We start from the raw sequence: 18,390 nt of genomic DNA on the forward strand, positions 1-18,390 counted from the left end.
TCTCTCCTATTCACTGATAATCGTGACTGAAGCCTGTGCCGGCAAGCAGATTGCCGACTCACCGATATTTTTTATATAACCGAATCTTTCACAGATGTGATCGGGGCATTCACTTTGAATAAATGCTATTGCACCGTCCTTTATATCAAGATGTATATCTATTCCGTTACTTTCCAGATTGATTTCCCTGTCCTTTGACAGATCGATATCCATACTTTGATTATTTCCGTACTTTAAAACGGCTTTGCCGCCCGGCTTCTTATTTAAGTAAATATAAAGTCCTGCAACAATTCCAAGAATAACTGCAACAATTATCAGATATATATCATTCTTTCTTAATTTCATAAATTTCCTATTTCTTTATAGACTCCAAAAGCTTTTTTGATTCTTTTATTTCATTCATTATAGCTGTAAGTCCCGGAGCTCCCTTGGTATTTCTCTTTTCCACGCAAGTTTTTAAAGAAATAGCATCATATATATCATAATCAAAATATTCAGATATATTTCTAAACTCCTCAAGTGAGAAATCATCAAGTGCCTTTCCATGCTCAATTCCGTAAAGTACAAGCCTGCCGACAATCTCATGTGCATCTCTGAATGCAACATTTTTCTTTACAAGATAATCTGCCGCATCGGTTGCATTTGTAAAGCCTCCTCTTGCACTTTCTGCCATTCTTTCATTATTGAACTTCATACTTGAGAGCATTCCGCTCATAAGTTTTATCAAACTTTTTACAGTATCTATAGCATCAAAAGACATCTCCTTGTCTTCTTGCATATCTTTGTTATATGCAAGCGGTAAGCCCTTCATTGTTGTAAGAAGAGATATCAGACTTCCGTATACTCTACCGCTCTTTCCCCTTATAAGCTCTGCAATATCAGGATTTTTCTTCTGCGGCATTATAGATGAACCTGTAGAATATGTGTCATCCATCTCCACAAATCTGTATTCATCTGTATTCCATATGATAATTTCCTCTGACAGCCTGCTAAGATGCATTGAGATTATAGCAAGGTCTGATAACAACTCCAAAAGATAATCTCTGTCACTTACGGAATCCATACTGTTTCTTGTAGCAGTCTCAAACTCCAAAAGGCTTGCCACATAATCTCTGTCAAGATCATATGTCGTTCCTGCAAAAGCTCCTGAGCCCAAAGGTGAAAGATTCATTCTCTTTCTTGTAGAGCGAAGCCTGTCAAAGTCTCTTATAAACATCTCAAAATATGCACCGAAATGATGTGCCAGAGTTGTAGGCTGTGCCTTTTGTAAATGTGTAAATCCCGGCATATATGTTGTAGTATTTTCTTCCATTATACGAAGAACTTCACTAAGCAGTTCATATAGAAGGTCCTTAAGCTCATCAATCTCATCTCTTACATAGAGTTTCATATCAAGTGCCACCTGATCGTTTCTGCTTCTTCCGGTATGAAGCTTCTTTCCTGTATCACCTATTCTCTCAATCAAATGTGCTTCAACAAATGAATGAATGTCCTCTGAACCGTCATCAAATTTTAATACACCGCTTTCTATATCCTTTTCTATAGAATTCAGTCCTTCAATGATTTTATCTCTCTCATCATCTGTAAGTATATTTTGTTTTGCAAGCATCTTTACATGAGCTATGCTTCCTCTGATATCCTGCTTATAGAATCTATGGTCAAATGAAAGTGATTCATTAAAACTCTCCACCAGTTTATTTGTTTCTTTTGTAAATCTTCCACCCCAAAGTTTCATATATACACCGTCTTTCTATTTCAAATCTTCATCATTTGTATTTTCATCAGTTTCAGAATTATAGTTTTTTGTAAGCAGTTCAACTACACCTTTTCCACCGCCTGTGGTTATATCAACGTATACACGTTTATTTTCACCGTTTTTTTCTTCAGATTCGTCATCGTCTTCTTCGTCATCATCGTCTTCATCGTTATCTTCATCATCATCCGAATCTTCTATATCAAGTTCTTCAAACTCATCGTCTTCAATAACTTCTTTCTTTTTGAATTTGATTCCGCCGTTTTCAATAACTTTTTTCACAAGGCATATCAGTAATAATAAAGCCAATGAAGCCACACTTATTATTGCACCTTCAATAATACCTGAACTTAAATATTTAAATTCTATTTCATGCTGTCCTTTTTCAAGTTTTAAGCCGATAAAGGCATCCATAATCTTTATCTTTTCAGCTTTCTTTCCGTCCACATAAACACTCCATCCTTCATCATATGGAATAGAAGTAAACAATGTGGTATTTTCTACCGCATGAACATTTCCTGACAGGTATGAATCTGAAATCTTACTGAGATATAAAGGATTCTTATTTAGGATATAATACAATTTCTTCAGCGAATCATAGTTGACTCTATAAACTCTTGCATCAATTGATTCATCCTTATCATCCGTACTTACAAATCTTCCGTTTTTCTCTCCCTCAAGAGTTCCAAGCTCCAATATATAATGTCTCTTCAGATTCTTAAATGACTTTTTAACATCTCCGTCTCCATAACTGAATTCCACTTCGTCAATGGCCGGATTTGTAACATAGGCATAGTATTCACCGTCTATATCAGTCTGAAAGTTTACGGAAGTAGACTCCTTTATAGTCTCTATTTGCTCAAATATATCAGGTAAACCGTAAACGGCGGCCAAATCATTTTGAACATCTATAGGATCTCCGAGATTCAAGTTCCAATCATCTGTAAATCTTTCATCAACCATATATCCAAGCGGCAGAGTATAAGGATTTTCATATAAATAACTGTTTCCTGATATATCCACATAAGAAATATTTGTATTTCTTGACTCACCGGTATATATTGCATATTTTACCGCAAAAAGCATATCTAAAAGAGGTGTTTCTCCGGTTATAGAATATGCATTTGTAGATGCTTCATTTCCAAGTTTTTCAAATAATTCGGTAAGTGAAGCATTTGCTGTAGATGAAAAAATAGATACCGATTTAAAATTCAACCATGCACCGTCATCCTTTGTTTTTCTGTCCACCTTATCTATACGATAAAAATCATCCATCGGCAATTTCTTAAGTAAAGCTCTTACATCGGCATTGTCATTTATATAATTACTTCTGTTTATTGTTGTCACACTTGTAACCGACATATTGACACTTGATTCAATTACCACTATTGCAAGTGTAATCAAAAATAAATATGTTTTTGATATTCTCTTTGCCATATGCAAATACATTAACATTGCATAAATGCTTATAAAAATCATTGCCGCATAAAATACTGCAAAATGGAAATCCTCATTATTTACTATCTTTTGTGCAAGCAAAATATATATCATACTGATTCCAAATGCCAATCCAAGATCCTTTGTTGTATTCGCACTGAAATTATCATATGCCTTTGCACATATAAAGAGTACAAGGAATATATAGATAAAACTCTGTCTCGCAGGTAGTGAGTTCGGATAATGAAGTCCGTGCCATATATAATTCAATACATTTATTGAAAAACCTGCAAGAAAAAATACAAGCAATGAAATATAAACCGCTTTTTCTTTCTTGGAAATCTTTCTGTTCAATATGTACAGAACAACAAATAAAAATATTCCGACACCACAGAATATATTCGGCCAATGATCAAGTCCGATTTCAACTTTCACATTGCCCATATGTCTGGCAATCATATCGAAAATAGAAAAATATGAATTAAATGTACTTGGAAAGTCAAAGTCTCCCGAGGCTGTAAGCTTAAGTGCATATATTTCAGGCAATAAAACAAGTGCACTCAGTCCTCCTGCAAGCAATGAATAAACAGCAAATCTGATTGAAGCAATTACAAATTTTCTCCAATTGTTTTCATTATCCATTAGATTAAGAGAAATGAAGTATATTACCATAAACAGACAAATCATTATTGAAATATAATAATTTGACAGTATACATAGCCCAAGTATAAGTGTATACAGTAAACCTTTTCCTGTTTTTACAAGTCTTTCAATACCCAAGCATACTATCGGAAAAAGTATAATACAATCCAGCCACATAATGTTCCAGCTATATGCCGCCATATATCCTGAAAGTGCATAGAATATTCCAAAGAATAATATTCCGGCTTTGTTTCCTGAGGTATGTTTAGATAAATAATATGTGAAACCAAGTCCTGAAAGTCCTATCTTTGCAACTATCATATATGTCATAAACTCTATCACATATTTTTGCGGACATAGAATAATAAGCCAGTTTAGAGGGCTGGCAAGATAGTAGGCATAAAGTGCCGAGAAATTTATTCCCATACCGAGGTCCCAACTGTAAAGAAGTGAACCGCCATTACTCAGCTTATATTTAAACTCTGAAAAAAACGGAGCATACTGATGATACATGTCAGTTCTCAAAAAGCTCTCATCACCAAACGGGAATATTCCTCTTTGAATGAATATTAATATCATTATAAAAACCGGTATTAAAAAAGATAAAGCAAATATTGCCCTTTTATCCATTATAATTTCATCTCTCTGATTCAAATTTAAGTCGTTCATTTTTCTCCTCCGTCTTCCCACTAATTATAGTAGAGGAAATTTTTTTTATCAATCTAATTCATAAGATTTATATACAATAGTAAAAAAAAATGCTATACTTCTACCTAAAAGTCGTTAGGAGATATATGAAAAAGAAAATTTTATTACCTATTTTGGCTTTCGCAGTATTACTTACAGCGATTGCCGTCATATTTTCAAATACAAAAAGCAAAAATAAAGAACCTGAAACTACTCTTGAAACTACAACCACTCAAGAAGAAACTACAACCGAGCCGCCTACAAAAGCTTATGAGACTGATGAAAATTATACAAGGAAAATTGATTTTGATTCGCTTAAGGCTACAAATCCCGATGTGATAGCATGGGTGTATATTCCCGGAACTGTAATTGATTATCCGGTATTATGGAAAGAATATGATATAGAATATTATTTACACCATGATATAAACCATCAGGAATCATATTATTCCGTGTACATGGACGGCTACAGTAATTCGGATTTTTCAACACTTAACAATATTATCTACGGTCATCATATGAAAGACGGTAAAATGTTTACCGATATCACTAAGTTCAAAAATGAAGATTTTTTCAAGGAACATAGAATGATATATATTTATACTCCGAATAAAACTTATAGATTAAAGACTGTTGCCGCTCTTTATACAGATTCCGCACCTGAAAGAAGACAGACATATTTTGATGATATGGATTATTTCCACAACTATGTGGACAGGATGACAGAAAAATGTACCTTCAGAGAGATTCCGGAAGCAGGTGTGAATAAGATTTGGTCTTTTATAACCTGTTCATATGAGGGTGATGATACAAGAACCGTTTTATATGCCTATGAATTGGATGATAATGATCAACCTGCACAATATGATTTATCAACTATTGATTTTGGAGAAGATCACAGGTAAAATAGATACTGTTTTTTTGTATTATAACCTCAGGTTATAACAATTATATTATATAATAAATTGACATTTATCATAATGGTGCTATAGTAAAATGAAAACCAATATGATTTTATTATTTACTACTTTTAATATTGGGAGGTAAAATGAGACGAGTATTTTCACTTATTGTAGATAATTCTGCAGGTGTTTTAAGTCGTGTATCAGGTCTGTTCTCAAGGAGAGGATATAATATAGACTCTCTCACTGTCGGAGAGACAGCCGATCCGCGCTTTTCAAGAATGACAGTTGTTTCTATCGGGGACGAGGACACTCTTGATCAGATAGTAAAGCAACTTAGAAAACTTGAAGATGTAAGAGATATCAAGGTTTTAGAGGAAGGCAAAAGTGTTTTCCGTGAAATTATAATGATAAAGGTAAAAGCCGATGCTTCACAGAGACAGGATATTGCGGCTCTTTGTGATATTTTCAGAGCTACTATTGTAGATGTGGCTAAGGATTGTTTGACAGTTATGCTTACAGGTGATAATTCAAAACTTGAAGCACTTTCAAACCTTCTTTCAGATTATGAAGTTTTGGAACTTGCCAGAACAGGACTCACTGCTCTTTCAAGAGGAAGTGATGATGTAGTTGTTTTCAACTAGTTTTTATTTGATGGTTCCCCAGCCTAAATGGGTTAAAATAGAAGTTACTTAGGAGGTATTTATATGTCTAAAATTTATTATCAAGAGGATTGTAATCTTTCAATGCTTGAGGGTAAAACTATCGCAATCATCGGTTATGGTAGCCAGGGACATGCACATGCATTGAACTTAAAGGAAAGCGGATGCAATGTAATCGTCGGTCTTTATGAAGGAAGTAAGTCATGGGCAAAGGCAGAGGCACAGGGACTTAAGGTTTACACAGCTGCAGAGGCTACAAAGAAAGCAGATATCATAATGATTCTTATAAACGATGAGCTTCAGGCTGATTTATATAAGAATGATATCGAGCCGAATCTTGAAGCAGGAAATATGCTTATGTTCGCTCATGGTTTCAATGTTCACTTCGGTTGTATCACAGCACCTAAGGATGTGGATGTTGCAATGATTGCTCCTAAGGCTCCCGGACATACTGTTCGTTCAGAGTATCTTGAGGGTAAGGGAACACCTTGTCTTGTAGCTGTAGAGCAGGATGCTACAGGTAAGGCTCTTGAGCTTGCACTTGCTTATGGTGCGGGTATCGGTGGTGCCAGAGCAGGTCTTCTTGAGACAACATTCCGTACAGAGACTGAGACTGACCTTTTCGGTGAGCAGGCTGTTCTTTGCGGCGGTGTTTGTGCACTTATGCAGGCAGGTTTTGAGACTCTTTGTGAGGCAGGCTATGACCCAAGAAATGCATACTTTGAGTGTATCCATGAGATGAAGCTTATTGTAGATCTTATATATCAGTCAGGATTTGAGGGAATGAGATATTCTATATCAAATACAGCCGAGTACGGTGACTATATCACAGGTCCTAAGATTATTACAGAGGATACAAAGAAGGCTATGAAGCAGATTCTTACAGATATCCAGGACGGTACATTTGCCAAGGACTTCTTACTTGATATGTCTAATGCAGGTCGCCAGGTTCATTTCAAGGCTATGAGAAAGCTTGCAGCTGAGCATCCTTCAGAGAAGGTTGGTGCAGAGATTAGAAAGCTTTACAGCTGGAACAATGATGATGAGAAGCTTATCAACAACTAATTTTTTATAAAGTTTTAGCCACTGCTTATGCAGTGGCTGTTTTTATTCTATTCTCCTTTTAAAGGTATAAAAGTTCTGCCGTCTTCAGTTTTTCCGGCCTTTATGGTACTCTCATATTCAGCCTTTGCCTCTTTAATAAAAATTTCCTGTGAGTTTTTCTTTTCACTTCCTGCTCTTCTTATCTTCTCATATCTTCCGTCAGGTAAGAGGATGGATGCCTTTACATTATCCTCAAGTTCCACATCCAAATAATGCTTTATACTCTTTATGATATCCTCATCGGCTACAGGGAATACTATCTCTACTCTCTTTTCAAGATTTCTGTTCATCCAGTCGGCACTGCCAAGGAAAATCTCCTCTTCACCGTCTATACGGAAATCAAATATTCTGGCATGTTCAAGGAATGTTCCGACAATCGATCTGACCGTAATATTTTCAGACACTCCTTTTATTCCTACCTTAAGACAGCATATGCCTCTGACAATTAAATCTATCTTTACTCCTGCACAGCTTGCCGAATACAGCGCGCATATAATATCCTTATCTGAAAGCGAGTTCATCTTTGCTATGATTCTTACCTCGGATCCTCTTCCGGCCGCCTCTTCACATTGGCTTATCTTCTTTAAGAATATATCCTTCATCCAAAGCGGTGCAACCACATATCTTTTCCAAAACGGAGGTTCTGAATATCCGCTTAACATATTAAAGACTGCCGTAGCATCCTCACCATAGCTTTCTCTTGCTGTAAACATACCAAGGTCTGTATAAAGCTTTGCAGTAGAATCATTATAGTTTCCGGTGCCAAGATGTACATATCTTCTGATACCGTCTTCTTCTCTTCTCACTACAAGAGTTATCTTTGAGTGCGTCTTTAATCCTACAAGTCCGTAGATTACATGACAACCTGCTTTTTCAAGCATCCTTGCCCAGTTGATATTATTCTCCTCATCAAATCTTGCCTTAAGCTCCACCAAAACTGTAACCTGCTTACCGTTATCAGCAGCATTTGCAAGCGCCTTAATAATAGGCGAGTTTCCGCTGACTCTGTATAAAGTCTGCTTTATAGCAAGAACATTTTTATCTGCCGCCGCCTTTGAAACAAAATCTATTACCGGATCAAAGCTCTCATATGGATGTGAAAGCAAAATATCCTTCTTTTTTATCTCCTCAAATATATCTTCACAGTCTATAAGCCTTTGGTTCATTACAGGAACATGCTTTTTATCCTTTAGCCTCTCAAAACCTTCGAGAGAATATATTTTCATCAGAACTGTCAAATCCAGAGGTCCGTTTATCTTAAATATATCCTCTTCATCAACATTCAGCTCACTCTTCAGGAAATTTAAAAGGCTTGCATCCATTCTTTCTTCGGCTTCAAGTCTGATAGCCTCTCCCCACTGTCTCTTCTTAAGTTTTTTCTTTATTTCCTCTAACAGATCCGATGCATCATCCTCATCAAGCTTAAACTCCGCATTTCTCATTACTCTGAATGTTGCTGCGGATATTACTTCATAGTTTAAGAAAAGTTTATCAATATTTTTCTCTATGATATCTTCTAGATAGATTATCTTTCTCTCCTCAGACTCACAAGGGATCTCTACAATTCTTGGTAGTACAGACGGTACCTGCACCATAGCAAAATCAAGATCGGCATCTACATTTCCAAGATACACATCCTTCTTTTTCTTTTTAGAGTTTTCTTCTTTTCTCTTTCTTATAAGGGCTGCAATATTTAAAGTCTTATTTCTGACAAGCGGGAAAGGTCTTGAAGCATCCACTGCCATAGGTGTAAGTACCGGATATACAAATTCATCAAAATATTCATCTATAAATTTCTTTTCATTTGCATCAAGTTCATCACCATGACTTATTATATGCAGATTTTCCTTCTTTAAAAGCGGAACCAAAGATTTGTTATAAACCTCATACTGCTTTTTAACAAAATCGTGAGTCTCCTTAGTCAGTATACCAAGTTGCTTTTCCGCACTCATTCCCGAGATATCTTTTTTCTTATAATCAGCATCCACCATATCCTTTAATGAAGCAATCCTTACCATAAAGAACTCGTCAAGGTTTGAAGATGTTATACTTAAAAATTTCAATCTTTCAAAAAGTTTAACATCATCATCCTCAGCTTCATTTAAAACTCTGATATTGAACTTCAGCCAGGACAGCTCCCTGTTTGTAAAATATTCTACATTATCAAACTTTTCCATAATAGCCACTCCTTCCTATCAAAAAGTTCTTATCTGCTTCAAAATAAATTCTATTCCGAAGATTTCTCTGAAAAAATCTCTGTGAGAATTAAAGCTTAATATTTCAAGACTCAAATCACCCATGTAATTCACTTCCAGTTTCAGCTTATTTTCATCTAATTTCAATATAAAATTCTTTATTTTCTGCTTATGAGATCTGTCAAGTGCATTTGCCATTTGCAGTATTGCACTTAATTTTGCAAGCCTGATATCTCTTTTATTATAAATATTTTCTTCATTATCAATATTTGATATTTCCGCCATAAGCATTCTCTCATCATGAGATATACCTATAATCTCTCCTGATGATATGATATTGTATGTGGCTGTATCACTGTTTTTCATATTTATAAACTTACCGATATTATGAAGTATGGCGGCTATTTGTACCAAGAGTCTGTCTCTTTCCGTTAAGCCGCTGACCTCTTTTATGGCATCAAATATAAGAAGAGCATTCTTTTCCACCGCACCGGTATGTTTGCTGTTTCCTCTGTATCTTTTGGCAAGATTTTTTGATGCCGCAATTATATCTTCTTCAAAATTATGACCTACACTTATGATTCCGGTTTTCTTTGCATACTCCGCCGCAATACCGTCTATTAAAAGCGTACCCGGCATCCATATTTCCTTAGCATTAAACAGATCAAAAATTCTTTGAAAAATAAGCACACTAGGCAAAATCATCTTTGCATAATTTTTACTTACACCAAGTATATTCTCTATTTCCTCAACACTCTTTCCGCGTATTCTATCGAATAATTTAATAAATCTCTCATAATCTATTATCATATCTGTGGATTCATGATCCATATATCTGAATACATGCATAAGAGGTTCTCCGATACCGATTATAGTCTTTACCTTTTTATTCTTAAGATAAATCTTCTTAAATGTATTAAGGTCGTTATCTATAAGCTCTGTAAGTACATTATGCTTTTTTTCGTTGATATTATCAATCTCTTCCACCATCTCTCGAAGTCTTAAAACTCCAAGTGATAAATTTTGTGTGCTCTGTATTGCACCGTTATCGTAAAGAGTAAGCTGCATACTTCCAAATCCGACATCGGCAATAGCGGTACCGCTCCTTATATATTTCTCAAACAGCTCACCTTTTGAATCGATAGACATATAATTGATAAATCTTTGCTCGGAGTTTGATATTATACTTATATCAATCCCTGCTCTTACCTTTATCTGGTCAAGCACCTGCATATTGTTTGAGGCTTCTCTCATGGCGCTGGTTGCATATGCCTTATACGCATCCACCTTATAGCTATGCATTATTTTCTTAAAATCCGATAAAATATCACATAGCTCATCTATCATTTCATAACTGATTTTTCCGAATTTATAGGTGTCGCTCCCAAGCGCAATAGTATGCTTGACATAATCAATTCTCTTTATTCCTGATTTACTTGATATCTCATAAATTCCAAGTTCAAGCTCAAATGAGCCTACATCAATTGCTGCAAAATATTTTATCCCACTCTTTTCCATACGCTCTCCAAGTCTATTGACTCTGTAAATAAGTTATAAATTGTGTTGCACTTCTTCCTGACATACCTCCGTGAGACAATTCCCACATATTGGCTTTTGAAAGTATTTCACCCTCATCCATATCTATATTATGCTTCTTTGCCAAAGAAAGTACAATAGAGTTAAACTCTCTTTTATCAGGTGAACCGTAATAGATTTTTTCACCGAATCTTGCAGATAATGAAAGCTTCTCCTCAACAGTATCTCTTGTATGAAGTTCTTCATCTGTTTCAGTCTTATCTCTGAAACTTTCTCTGATAAGATGTCTTCTGTTGCTTGTAGCATATATCAATACATTCTCAGGTCTTCTTCCAAATCCTCCTTCCAGAATCGCCTTTAAATATTTATATTCAAGCTCCGACTCTTCAAAGCTTAAATCATCCATATATATTATAAACTTGTAATTCCTGTCTTTAAGCTGTTCAAGTATATCGGATAAATATCTGAATTGATGCTTATAGATTTCAATAATCCTAAGCCCTTTATCATAGTACTCATTTACAATAGCTTTTACACTTGAAGATTTTCCGGTTCCGGCATCACCGTACAATAAACAGTTATTTGCAGGTTTACCGTTTATAAAACTCTCTGTATTGTCTGTGAGTTTTTTCTTTTGAAGATCATAACCGATTATATCATTCAAATACACATGCTCGACTCTGGTTATCGGTATTATATTTGCAGTCTTTAAATCAGTACCTTCTTCTATACGAAAAGCTTTATTTAAACCAAACTTCCCTACACCATACTCCTTATAAAATTCAGTTATTATATCTTTAAACTCATTGTCTGAGCCCGCCTCAATAAGTTGCTTTGAAAGTCTTAGAATTCTGTCTCTTACTCTGGTGTTTACAAGCTTTGAATCTCTTCCGTTACCTTCATAATGATATATCTCTCTTAACAAATCGCCGTTAATATTAGGTACAAATTGAATCAACTCTCTTAATATTTTAAAATCATGTATTGCAAACGTATTTATACTTCCTGAAGTTTCACCTACAATCTCTGTAGCTTTTGAGTATACATTCTCATTATATGCAAGTGCCAATGCAAGTATATTAGCCCAAAGATTTCCGTGAAGACCGTACTCACCGGCAACTTCAAGCATCTTTGATATGGTTTTACTTACATTGGTGCTGTTCTTATCCAAAGCACAAAACATTCTTATTGTGTCTTCAAACTTCAAGTCTCTGTATAATATCAAATCGTCTATCTTTGAATCTTTGCATGCTTTTATACTGTACATATTTCCTCCTTAGGCTACATTAATTATTTGAACAATAGTTTCCCAAAATCTTTAAAAAAAGTACTTTATTTTTAAGTGTTTCAAGTACGTTTGAAACATTTTCCGAGTTTAGATTCGCCTCAATATCTATAAAAAATCTGTACTCAAATGTTTTCTCGGGTATAGGTCTTGATTCTATCTTTAAAAGATTCAATCCGTTTAAGACAAATATTCCGAGAATATTATACAGCATACCTTTTTCATGTGGAAGTTCCAATATAAGGCTGAGTTTATTTGAGCCTTTCGAAAAAATCTTTTCCTTACTTAGTACTACAAATCTTGTTGTATTATTGGAATTTCTGTTAATTCCCATGTCTAAAATATCCAGACCGTAAAGCTTTGCTGAAAGCTCAGAAGCAATTGCCGCCTGCTCGATATTGCCTTCATTTTTTACTTTTTTTGCAGACACGGCAGTGTTTAAAAGACTGATCTGACTCCATTCAGGATGTTCTTTCAAATAAGAAGCACATTGCATTAAGGCCTGGGGATGCGAATATATTCTTTTAATATCAGAAAATTTTGCCCCCTTTATACCCAAAAGACAGTGACTGATATGTAAATCATATTCCGCTACAATTACTACATCTTTTTTTAAAAGCAAATCGAAAATATCTGTAACAATCCCGGCAGATGAATTCTCGATCGGTACAACACAGTATGACGCTTCACCGTTTAAAACGGAATTTATAGCATCTTCAAAAGTATTTACATTCTCTGTATCTGCATCCGGAAATAATGTCTGTGTTACTATATGTGAATATGCACCTTCCACACCCTGATACACTATTTTTTTTATATCGGAATCCGTATATTCTTTGCATTTAAATCCGCTTGGCATATCGTTAAATTTAATTTCCTCAAGTCTTTGCATAGTACTCCCACAGTTTTATCTTTTTTCTTTCACCATGTTTTCAAGCATATTTACAATTTTATTTCTTGCATATGCACCAAGCTTTTTCTTCTCCTCATCAGACAATTCCGATATTATTATCGGCTCACCATACTCAATTATTACATTGCTCTTTTTCATAAAAGGTAAATGCTGTTCCCATATCTCATATGTACCGTAAATAGCTACAGGTATAACAGGAACCTTTCCTTTTTCGGCTATCTTCAATGAGCCTTCTTTAAAATCCTTTACATTTGTGACATCATCATTTAAGTTTCTTGTTCCCTCAGGACAAATCCATATCGAAACACCTGATTTAACCTTTTCTACACCCTGTAATATTGTCTTAAGTCCCTGTTTTATATCTTTCCTGTTTAAGAAAAGGCAATTGAGCAAATCCATCCACTGTTTAAGAAGCGGAACATTTATCATTTCATACTTTGCAACAAAACCGAGCGGTTTATGAGTATATGCATATCCTGCAAGTATATCAAAATAACTTCTATGATTACTTACAAATAAAACTCCACCGTCTTTTGGAATATTTTCACTCCCCCTTACTTCCACTTTTGCACCTGCCAAAAAAAGTAAGATTCTGAAAGTTATACGCACCATTGTTTGTGCAATAGCGGAAGAAGTAACAGGTTTAAACCTTTTTACTATAAGTAAAACAAGCATTGTCGGTATAAAAAGTACCAGGTATAAAAGTAGACACAGTGCTACCAAAATAAATCTAATCATTTGAAAAAACCTCTCGTTATAATAATGGACTAAGGAGTCTGCTCACCTGTTCTTTAACTCTTTGAATAAGTGAACGATTCTTATACATGGAAAGCGTATACTCCTTTGAATCATAAATATCTCTCATAAAATTGTCTTCAAGTTCTATTGCAATATCCTCATCGTAAATCATTGCATTGACCTCAAAATTAAGCTCAAAGCTTCTTATATCCATATTTGCCGTGCCCACACAGGCTACCTTGCCGTCAGCCATTACGGACTTTGCATGTAAGAATCCCTTCTCATAAGTATATACCTTTCCACCCGCTTCAAGAAGAGTTCCCGCCCAGCTGAGTGTAGCGGAGTATACAAACGGATGATCCGGCATACATGGAATCATAAGCCTTACATCAACTCCTGATCTTGCCGCAATATTGAGCGCACTTATAAAAGCCTCATCAGGTATAAAATAAGGCGTGTGAATATACACATGATCCTTTGCATGATTTATAATCTCTATGTAATTATCTCGTATAAGTTTAGTCTCGGAATCGGGTCCGCTTGAAATTATCTGCATTCTAAGAATATTGTCACCTTCCTCAGGTACAAAATCCATATCATCCAACTGAGTAAAATATTTGTCATTTAAGAAAATGTCTTCTTTTGTCGCGTACTTCCAGTCCAGTCCGAATCTAAGTTCAAGTCCGTTTACAGCCTCTCCTACTATTCTAAGATGTGTATCTCTCCAGTGTCCGAATTTCTTTGAGCCGTCAACATATTCTTTTCCTATGTTAAAGCCCCCTACATAACCGATTTTGCCGTCAATTACGGCTATTTTCCTGTGGTTTCTGTAGTTTATACGGAAGTTGATTCTTCCCAAAGTTGCAGGGAAAAATACGCCCAACTTTATGCCGTGAGATTTTAAATTTTCTAAAATCTTCTTTGACATAAACCTTCCGCCCATTCCGTCAAACATAATCCTTATCTCAATACCTTCATCAGCTTTTTTTATAAGCTCCTTGGCTATATTAAGGAAAAGATAGTCCTGCTTTATAATATAATATTCCAAATGTATATATTTTTCAGCATTCTTAATATCTTCAATCAGTGCATCAAATTTATTATTTCCGTCCGTGAATATATCCAAAGAATTTTTCATTGTCAAAAGTGAGCCTCCGGACATCAGGTTGTACTGCATCAATCTGTGATATTCTTTGGCATACAAATCATTCTTCATCATTTCACTTTTTGTGAAGAATTTTTCCTGCCTGATGGTGGCTCTCCTTATGCTGTCCTCAACACTTTTTAATTTAAACATTCTGGATTTTCTGTAATCCTGACCTATAAATAAATACAGTATTATTCCTATAATCGGCAGAAAATTAAGTACTAAAATCCATGTCCAAACCGTTCTGGGATCTCTTCTTTGAAAAAAAACAATTATCAGCGAAAGTATCAAATTCAGGTAAAATAAATGTACAAATCCAAAATGACTTGAAGTCAAAAAATTAAACATAAAACTCCTGTTCAATTAATTCTATCACAATAAGCAGTATACTATAGTAATATCCGTTACTATAGCTCTGAAAATTTCTATAATCCTGTCTATTATACCACTAATATTGTTTTTTTACATTAAATAAAAAAGAGCCGGTTGCCCGACTCTTTAATATTTATTTTTGTACAACTGCAGTCAGCTCATTATAAGGATCCAAGTCGATATATATTATATCTTTCGCTTTCAACTCGCTGTCTGAAAGGATAAGCTTTGCAACCATGGTCTCGACATTCTTTTGCAGATATCTCTTTAGCGGTCTTGCACCATATGCAGGGTCATATCCGTTATCAATGATATAGTTCTTTGCCGCATCGCTAAGTTCAACTTTAAGTTCCTTACTTTCAAGTCTCTCATTGAGCTCATCCATTAACAGATTTATAATATTTCCGATATTATCCTTTGTAAGCGGCTTAAACATAATGATTTCATCAAGTCTGTTTAAGAACTCAGGTCTGAAGCTGTTTCTAAGCTCATCCATTACTTTATTTCTTGCTTCTTCGCTGATATCACCATATGTATTGATACCGTCAAGTAAGTATGCGGAGCCTAAGTTTGATGTCATTATTATGATGGTATTCTTAAAGTCTACAGTCTTTCCAAGTGAATCGGTTACTCTACCGTCATCAAGCACCTGTAAAAGTACGTTAAATACATCAGGATGTGCCTTTTCTATCTCATCAAAGAGCACTACTGAATATGGCTTTCTTCTTACAGCTTCTGTAAGCTGTCCGCCCTCATCATATCCTACATATCCCGGAGGAGCTCCTATAAGTCTGCTCACGGAGAATTTCTCCATGTACTCACTCATATCGATTCTTATCATATTGTTTTCATCATCAAACAGAGACTTTGCCAGAGATTTTGCAAGCTCAGTCTTACCTACACCGGTAGGTCCAAGGAAAAGGAATGAACCTATAGGCTTTGAAGGATCTTTAATACCGGCTCTTGAACGGATTATAGCATCGGTAACCTTCTCAACAGCCTCATCCTGTCCGATTACTCTCTCATGGAGAGTGTCTCCAAGGTGAAGAGTCTTTTCTCTTTCACTCTCACTTAGTTTTGATACAGGAATATTTGTCCATCTTGAGATAATTCTTGCAATTTCTTCATCTGTTACAGACTCACGAAGAAGTCTGAGGTCTTCTTTTTTAACCTTTTCCTCTTCAATCTGAAGCTGTTTTTGCAGCTCAGGCAACTTTCCGTATTGGAGCTCTGCAGCTCTGTTAAGGTCATAGCTTTGCTTTGCGGCATTTATCTGTCTGTTGACCTCATCAATCTCACCTCTGAGTTTTGCAAGACCTTCAACACTCTTTTTCTCATTTTCCCATTTTGACTTTGCTTCATTTAACTCATCATTAACCTCTGCAAGTTCTTTTTGCAAAGCTTCAAGTCTTTCCTTTGAAAGATTATCGTTTTCTTTCTTAAGTGCGGTTTCTTCAATCTGAAGCTGCATCTGTCGTCTTGAGAGTTCATCAATCTCTGTAGGCACCGAATTAAGCTCAGTCTTTATAAGAGCACAGGCTTCATCTACAAGGTCGATGGCCTTATCAGGAAGGAATCTGTCACTTATATATCTGTCTGAAAGTACAGCTGCACTTACCAAAGCACCGTCAGTTATTTTAACTCCGTGATATGCCTCATATCTGTCCTTCAAACCACGAAGTATTGATATTGTATCCTCTATTGTAGGTTCCTCTACAAGAACAGGCTGGAATCTTCTCTCAAGTGCAGGGTCCTTTTCAATGTACTTTCTATACTCATCAAGAGTTGTAGCACCGATACAATGCAATTCACCTCTTGCAAGCATAGGCTTTAACATATTTCCGGCATCCATACTGCCCTCTGTTTTACCTGCACCTACTATTGTATGAAGCTCATCTATGAAAAGAATAATCTCACCTTCGGACTTTCTCACCTCATCCAAAACCGCCTTTAATCTTTCTTCAAACTCACCTCTATACTTCGCACCTGCTATAAGCGCACCCATATCAAGGGCAAAGAGTTTCTTATCTTTAAGATTATTCGGAACATCTCCTGCCACAATTCTTCCTGCAAGTCCCTCTACTACTGCAGTTTTACCTACACCCGGCTCACCTATAAGTACAGGATTGTTCTTTGTCTTACGGCTTAATATCCTTATAACATTTCTTATCTCACTGTCTCTTCCGATAACAGGATCAAGTTTTTGCTGCCTTGCACGCTCAACAAGGTCATATCCGTATTTATTTAAAGTATCATAAGTAGCTTCGGGATTATCAGAAACCACTCTTTGGTTACCTCTTACCTCGGAGAGTACCTGTAAAAACTTATTTTTGTTTATTCCATACATTCTGAAAATCTGTGCCACATTAGAAGACGGATTTTCCAAAAGATTTAGGAAAATATGCTCTACTGAAACATATTCATCTCCCATGCCTTTTGCTACATCCTCTGCAGTAATAAGCACATTATTTAAATCATTACTGATATAGGCATTTCCGCCGCTTACCTTCGGAAGTTTTTCTATAGCGGATTCCACTTCGTTTCTAAATTCATTTTCATTGATACCCATCTTTTTTATAAGATTAACTATCAATGAACCATCTATATCTAATAGTGATGCCAACAAATGTATTTGTTCTATTTGCTGATTGCCATGAGTAGCCGCCACCTTTTCCATGTTTTGGACAGCTTCAATTGACTTTTGTGTAAATTTGCTTATATTCATTAAATCACCACCTTTGTTATCTTTGTTATACACGTACTATAACAGACTTATTTTTATATGTCAAGCGAATTTTAAATATTATTTTAAAATTATTTTATGTCCCCTGTTAATTAATTTCTTTTTCCATTTTAGGTCTTGTAAAAGTGTAAAATTTGGACTATAATCCTGTCTTTGACAGTTTCAAAAGTTAAAATGCCCTTGAACCCCAGTATTTTACTGGCTTTCAGGGCATTTTTATTTCGTTTTGAAAATAAAAAAATAGTATTTTATTTTCCTTTGCTTTGTTTTTGTA

General features: G+C 35.4%; 13 protein-coding genes. 3 read left to right on the forward strand and 10 right to left on the reverse strand.

Going from position 1 to position 18,390, the window contains the following annotated elements:
- Positions 1-6: 6 nt before the first annotated feature.
- From SBH76_RS12375 to SBH76_RS12385, 3 genes are read right to left on the reverse strand one after another with little or no spacing between them, the layout of a single operon-like run.
- A complete protein-coding gene (locus SBH76_RS12375) occupies positions 7-345 on the reverse strand; it encodes a NusG domain II-containing protein (RefSeq protein WP_009662821.1) in 339 nt (112 codons plus the stop codon).
- A gap of 7 nt (positions 346-352) precedes the next feature.
- Positions 353-1,735 carry an argininosuccinate lyase gene (gene argH / locus SBH76_RS12380; RefSeq protein WP_315084410.1) on the reverse strand — a complete coding sequence of 461 codons (1,383 nt, stop codon included), beginning with the start codon at positions 1,733-1,735 and terminating at the stop codon, positions 353-355.
- A 15-nt stretch (positions 1,736-1,750) separates the two neighbouring features.
- Entirely contained in the window at positions 1,751-4,501 is a 2,751-nt protein-coding gene (locus SBH76_RS12385) for a YfhO family protein (RefSeq protein WP_315084412.1), read from the reverse strand.
- 125 nt (positions 4,502-4,626) lie between these two features.
- On the opposite strand from SBH76_RS12385, the gene SBH76_RS12390 reads away from it, so the two are divergent.
- The 3 genes from SBH76_RS12390 (at position 4,627) to ilvC (ending at position 7,148) form a co-directional block, all read left to right on the forward strand.
- Entirely contained in the window at positions 4,627-5,424 is a 798-nt protein-coding gene (locus SBH76_RS12390) for a class B sortase (RefSeq protein ID WP_317978031.1), read from the forward strand.
- A 143-nt stretch (positions 5,425-5,567) separates the two neighbouring features.
- The gene (gene ilvN / locus SBH76_RS12395) at positions 5,568-6,065 is read left to right on the forward strand and encodes an acetolactate synthase small subunit (RefSeq protein ID WP_007591794.1); all 498 of its coding nucleotides are present in this window, start codon (positions 5,568-5,570) and stop codon (positions 6,063-6,065) included.
- A gap of 63 nt (positions 6,066-6,128) precedes the next feature.
- Positions 6,129-7,148, forward strand: coding sequence for a ketol-acid reductoisomerase (gene ilvC / locus SBH76_RS12400; protein WP_007591793.1), 1,020 nt, complete (start codon positions 6,129-6,131; stop codon positions 7,146-7,148).
- 47 nt (positions 7,149-7,195) lie between these two features.
- Here the strand turns inward: ilvC and SBH76_RS12405 are convergent, their stop codons facing one another.
- The 7 genes from SBH76_RS12405 to clpB form a co-directional block, all read right to left on the reverse strand.
- Positions 7,196-9,364, reverse strand: coding sequence for an RNA degradosome polyphosphate kinase (locus SBH76_RS12405; protein WP_317978032.1), 2,169 nt, complete (start codon positions 9,362-9,364; stop codon positions 7,196-7,198).
- Between the two features lie 18 nt (positions 9,365-9,382).
- Positions 9,383-10,900, reverse strand: a complete 1,518-nt coding sequence (locus tag SBH76_RS12410) for a Ppx/GppA phosphatase family protein (RefSeq protein WP_009662815.1) — start codon at positions 10,898-10,900, stop codon at positions 9,383-9,385.
- Between the two features lie 13 nt (positions 10,901-10,913).
- Positions 10,914-12,185 (reverse strand): ATP-binding protein, encoded by a 1,272-nt coding sequence (locus SBH76_RS12415; RefSeq protein WP_317978033.1) that lies wholly within the window; start codon positions 12,183-12,185, stop codon positions 10,914-10,916.
- A gap of 19 nt (positions 12,186-12,204) precedes the next feature.
- Entirely contained in the window at positions 12,205-13,095 is an 891-nt protein-coding gene (gene pheA, locus SBH76_RS12420; protein WP_317978034.1) for a prephenate dehydratase, read from the reverse strand.
- 15 nt (positions 13,096-13,110) lie between these two features.
- Positions 13,111-13,854 (reverse strand): lysophospholipid acyltransferase family protein, encoded by a 744-nt coding sequence (locus SBH76_RS12425; RefSeq protein ID WP_317978035.1) that lies wholly within the window; start codon positions 13,852-13,854, stop codon positions 13,111-13,113.
- Between the two features lie 16 nt (positions 13,855-13,870).
- Entirely contained in the window at positions 13,871-15,349 is a 1,479-nt protein-coding gene (gene cls / locus SBH76_RS12430; protein ID WP_317978036.1) for a cardiolipin synthase, read from the reverse strand.
- 157 nt (positions 15,350-15,506) lie between these two features.
- Complete coding sequence (gene clpB, locus SBH76_RS12435) at positions 15,507-18,098, reverse strand: ATP-dependent chaperone ClpB (protein WP_317978037.1); 2,592 nt, start codon at positions 18,096-18,098, stop codon at positions 15,507-15,509.
- Positions 18,099-18,390: the final 292 nt, after the last annotated feature.

It is taken from the genome of Lachnoanaerobaculum sanguinis (genome assembly GCF_033242365.1).
GTDB lineage: Bacteria > Bacillota > Clostridia > Lachnospirales > Lachnospiraceae > Lachnoanaerobaculum > Lachnoanaerobaculum sanguinis.

What these genes read in the sequence shown, in the direction of transcription:
- ilvN (WP_007591794.1), top strand. Translation starts at nt 5,568, where the DNA reads ATGAGACGAGTATTTTCACTTATTGTAGATAATTCTGCAGGTGTTTTA.
- SBH76_RS12425 (WP_317978035.1), bottom strand. Translation starts at nt 13,854, where the DNA reads ATGATTAGATTTATTTTGGTAGCACTGTGTCTACTTTTATACCTGGTA.
- clpB (WP_317978037.1), bottom strand. Translation starts at nt 18,098, where the DNA reads ATGAATATAAGCAAATTTACACAAAAGTCAATTGAAGCTGTCCAAAAC.
- SBH76_RS12385 (WP_315084412.1), bottom strand. Translation starts at nt 4,501, where the DNA reads ATGAACGACTTAAATTTGAATCAGAGAGATGAAATTATAATGGATAAA.
- SBH76_RS12390 (WP_317978031.1), top strand. Translation starts at nt 4,627, where the DNA reads ATGAAAAAGAAAATTTTATTACCTATTTTGGCTTTCGCAGTATTACTT.
- SBH76_RS12410 (WP_009662815.1), bottom strand. Translation starts at nt 10,900, where the DNA reads ATGGAAAAGAGTGGGATAAAATATTTTGCAGCAATTGATGTAGGCTCA.
- cls (WP_317978036.1), bottom strand. Translation starts at nt 15,349, where the DNA reads ATGTTTAATTTTTTGACTTCAAGTCATTTTGGATTTGTACATTTATTT.
- argH (WP_315084410.1), bottom strand. Translation starts at nt 1,735, where the DNA reads ATGAAACTTTGGGGTGGAAGATTTACAAAAGAAACAAATAAACTGGTG.
- SBH76_RS12415 (WP_317978033.1), bottom strand. Translation starts at nt 12,185, where the DNA reads ATGTACAGTATAAAAGCATGCAAAGATTCAAAGATAGACGATTTGATA.
- ilvC (WP_007591793.1), top strand. Translation starts at nt 6,129, where the DNA reads ATGTCTAAAATTTATTATCAAGAGGATTGTAATCTTTCAATGCTTGAG.
- SBH76_RS12405 (WP_317978032.1), bottom strand. Translation starts at nt 9,364, where the DNA reads ATGGAAAAGTTTGATAATGTAGAATATTTTACAAACAGGGAGCTGTCC.
- pheA (WP_317978034.1), bottom strand. Translation starts at nt 13,095, where the DNA reads ATGCAAAGACTTGAGGAAATTAAATTTAACGATATGCCAAGCGGATTT.
- SBH76_RS12375 (WP_009662821.1), bottom strand. Translation starts at nt 345, where the DNA reads ATGAAATTAAGAAAGAATGATATATATCTGATAATTGTTGCAGTTATT.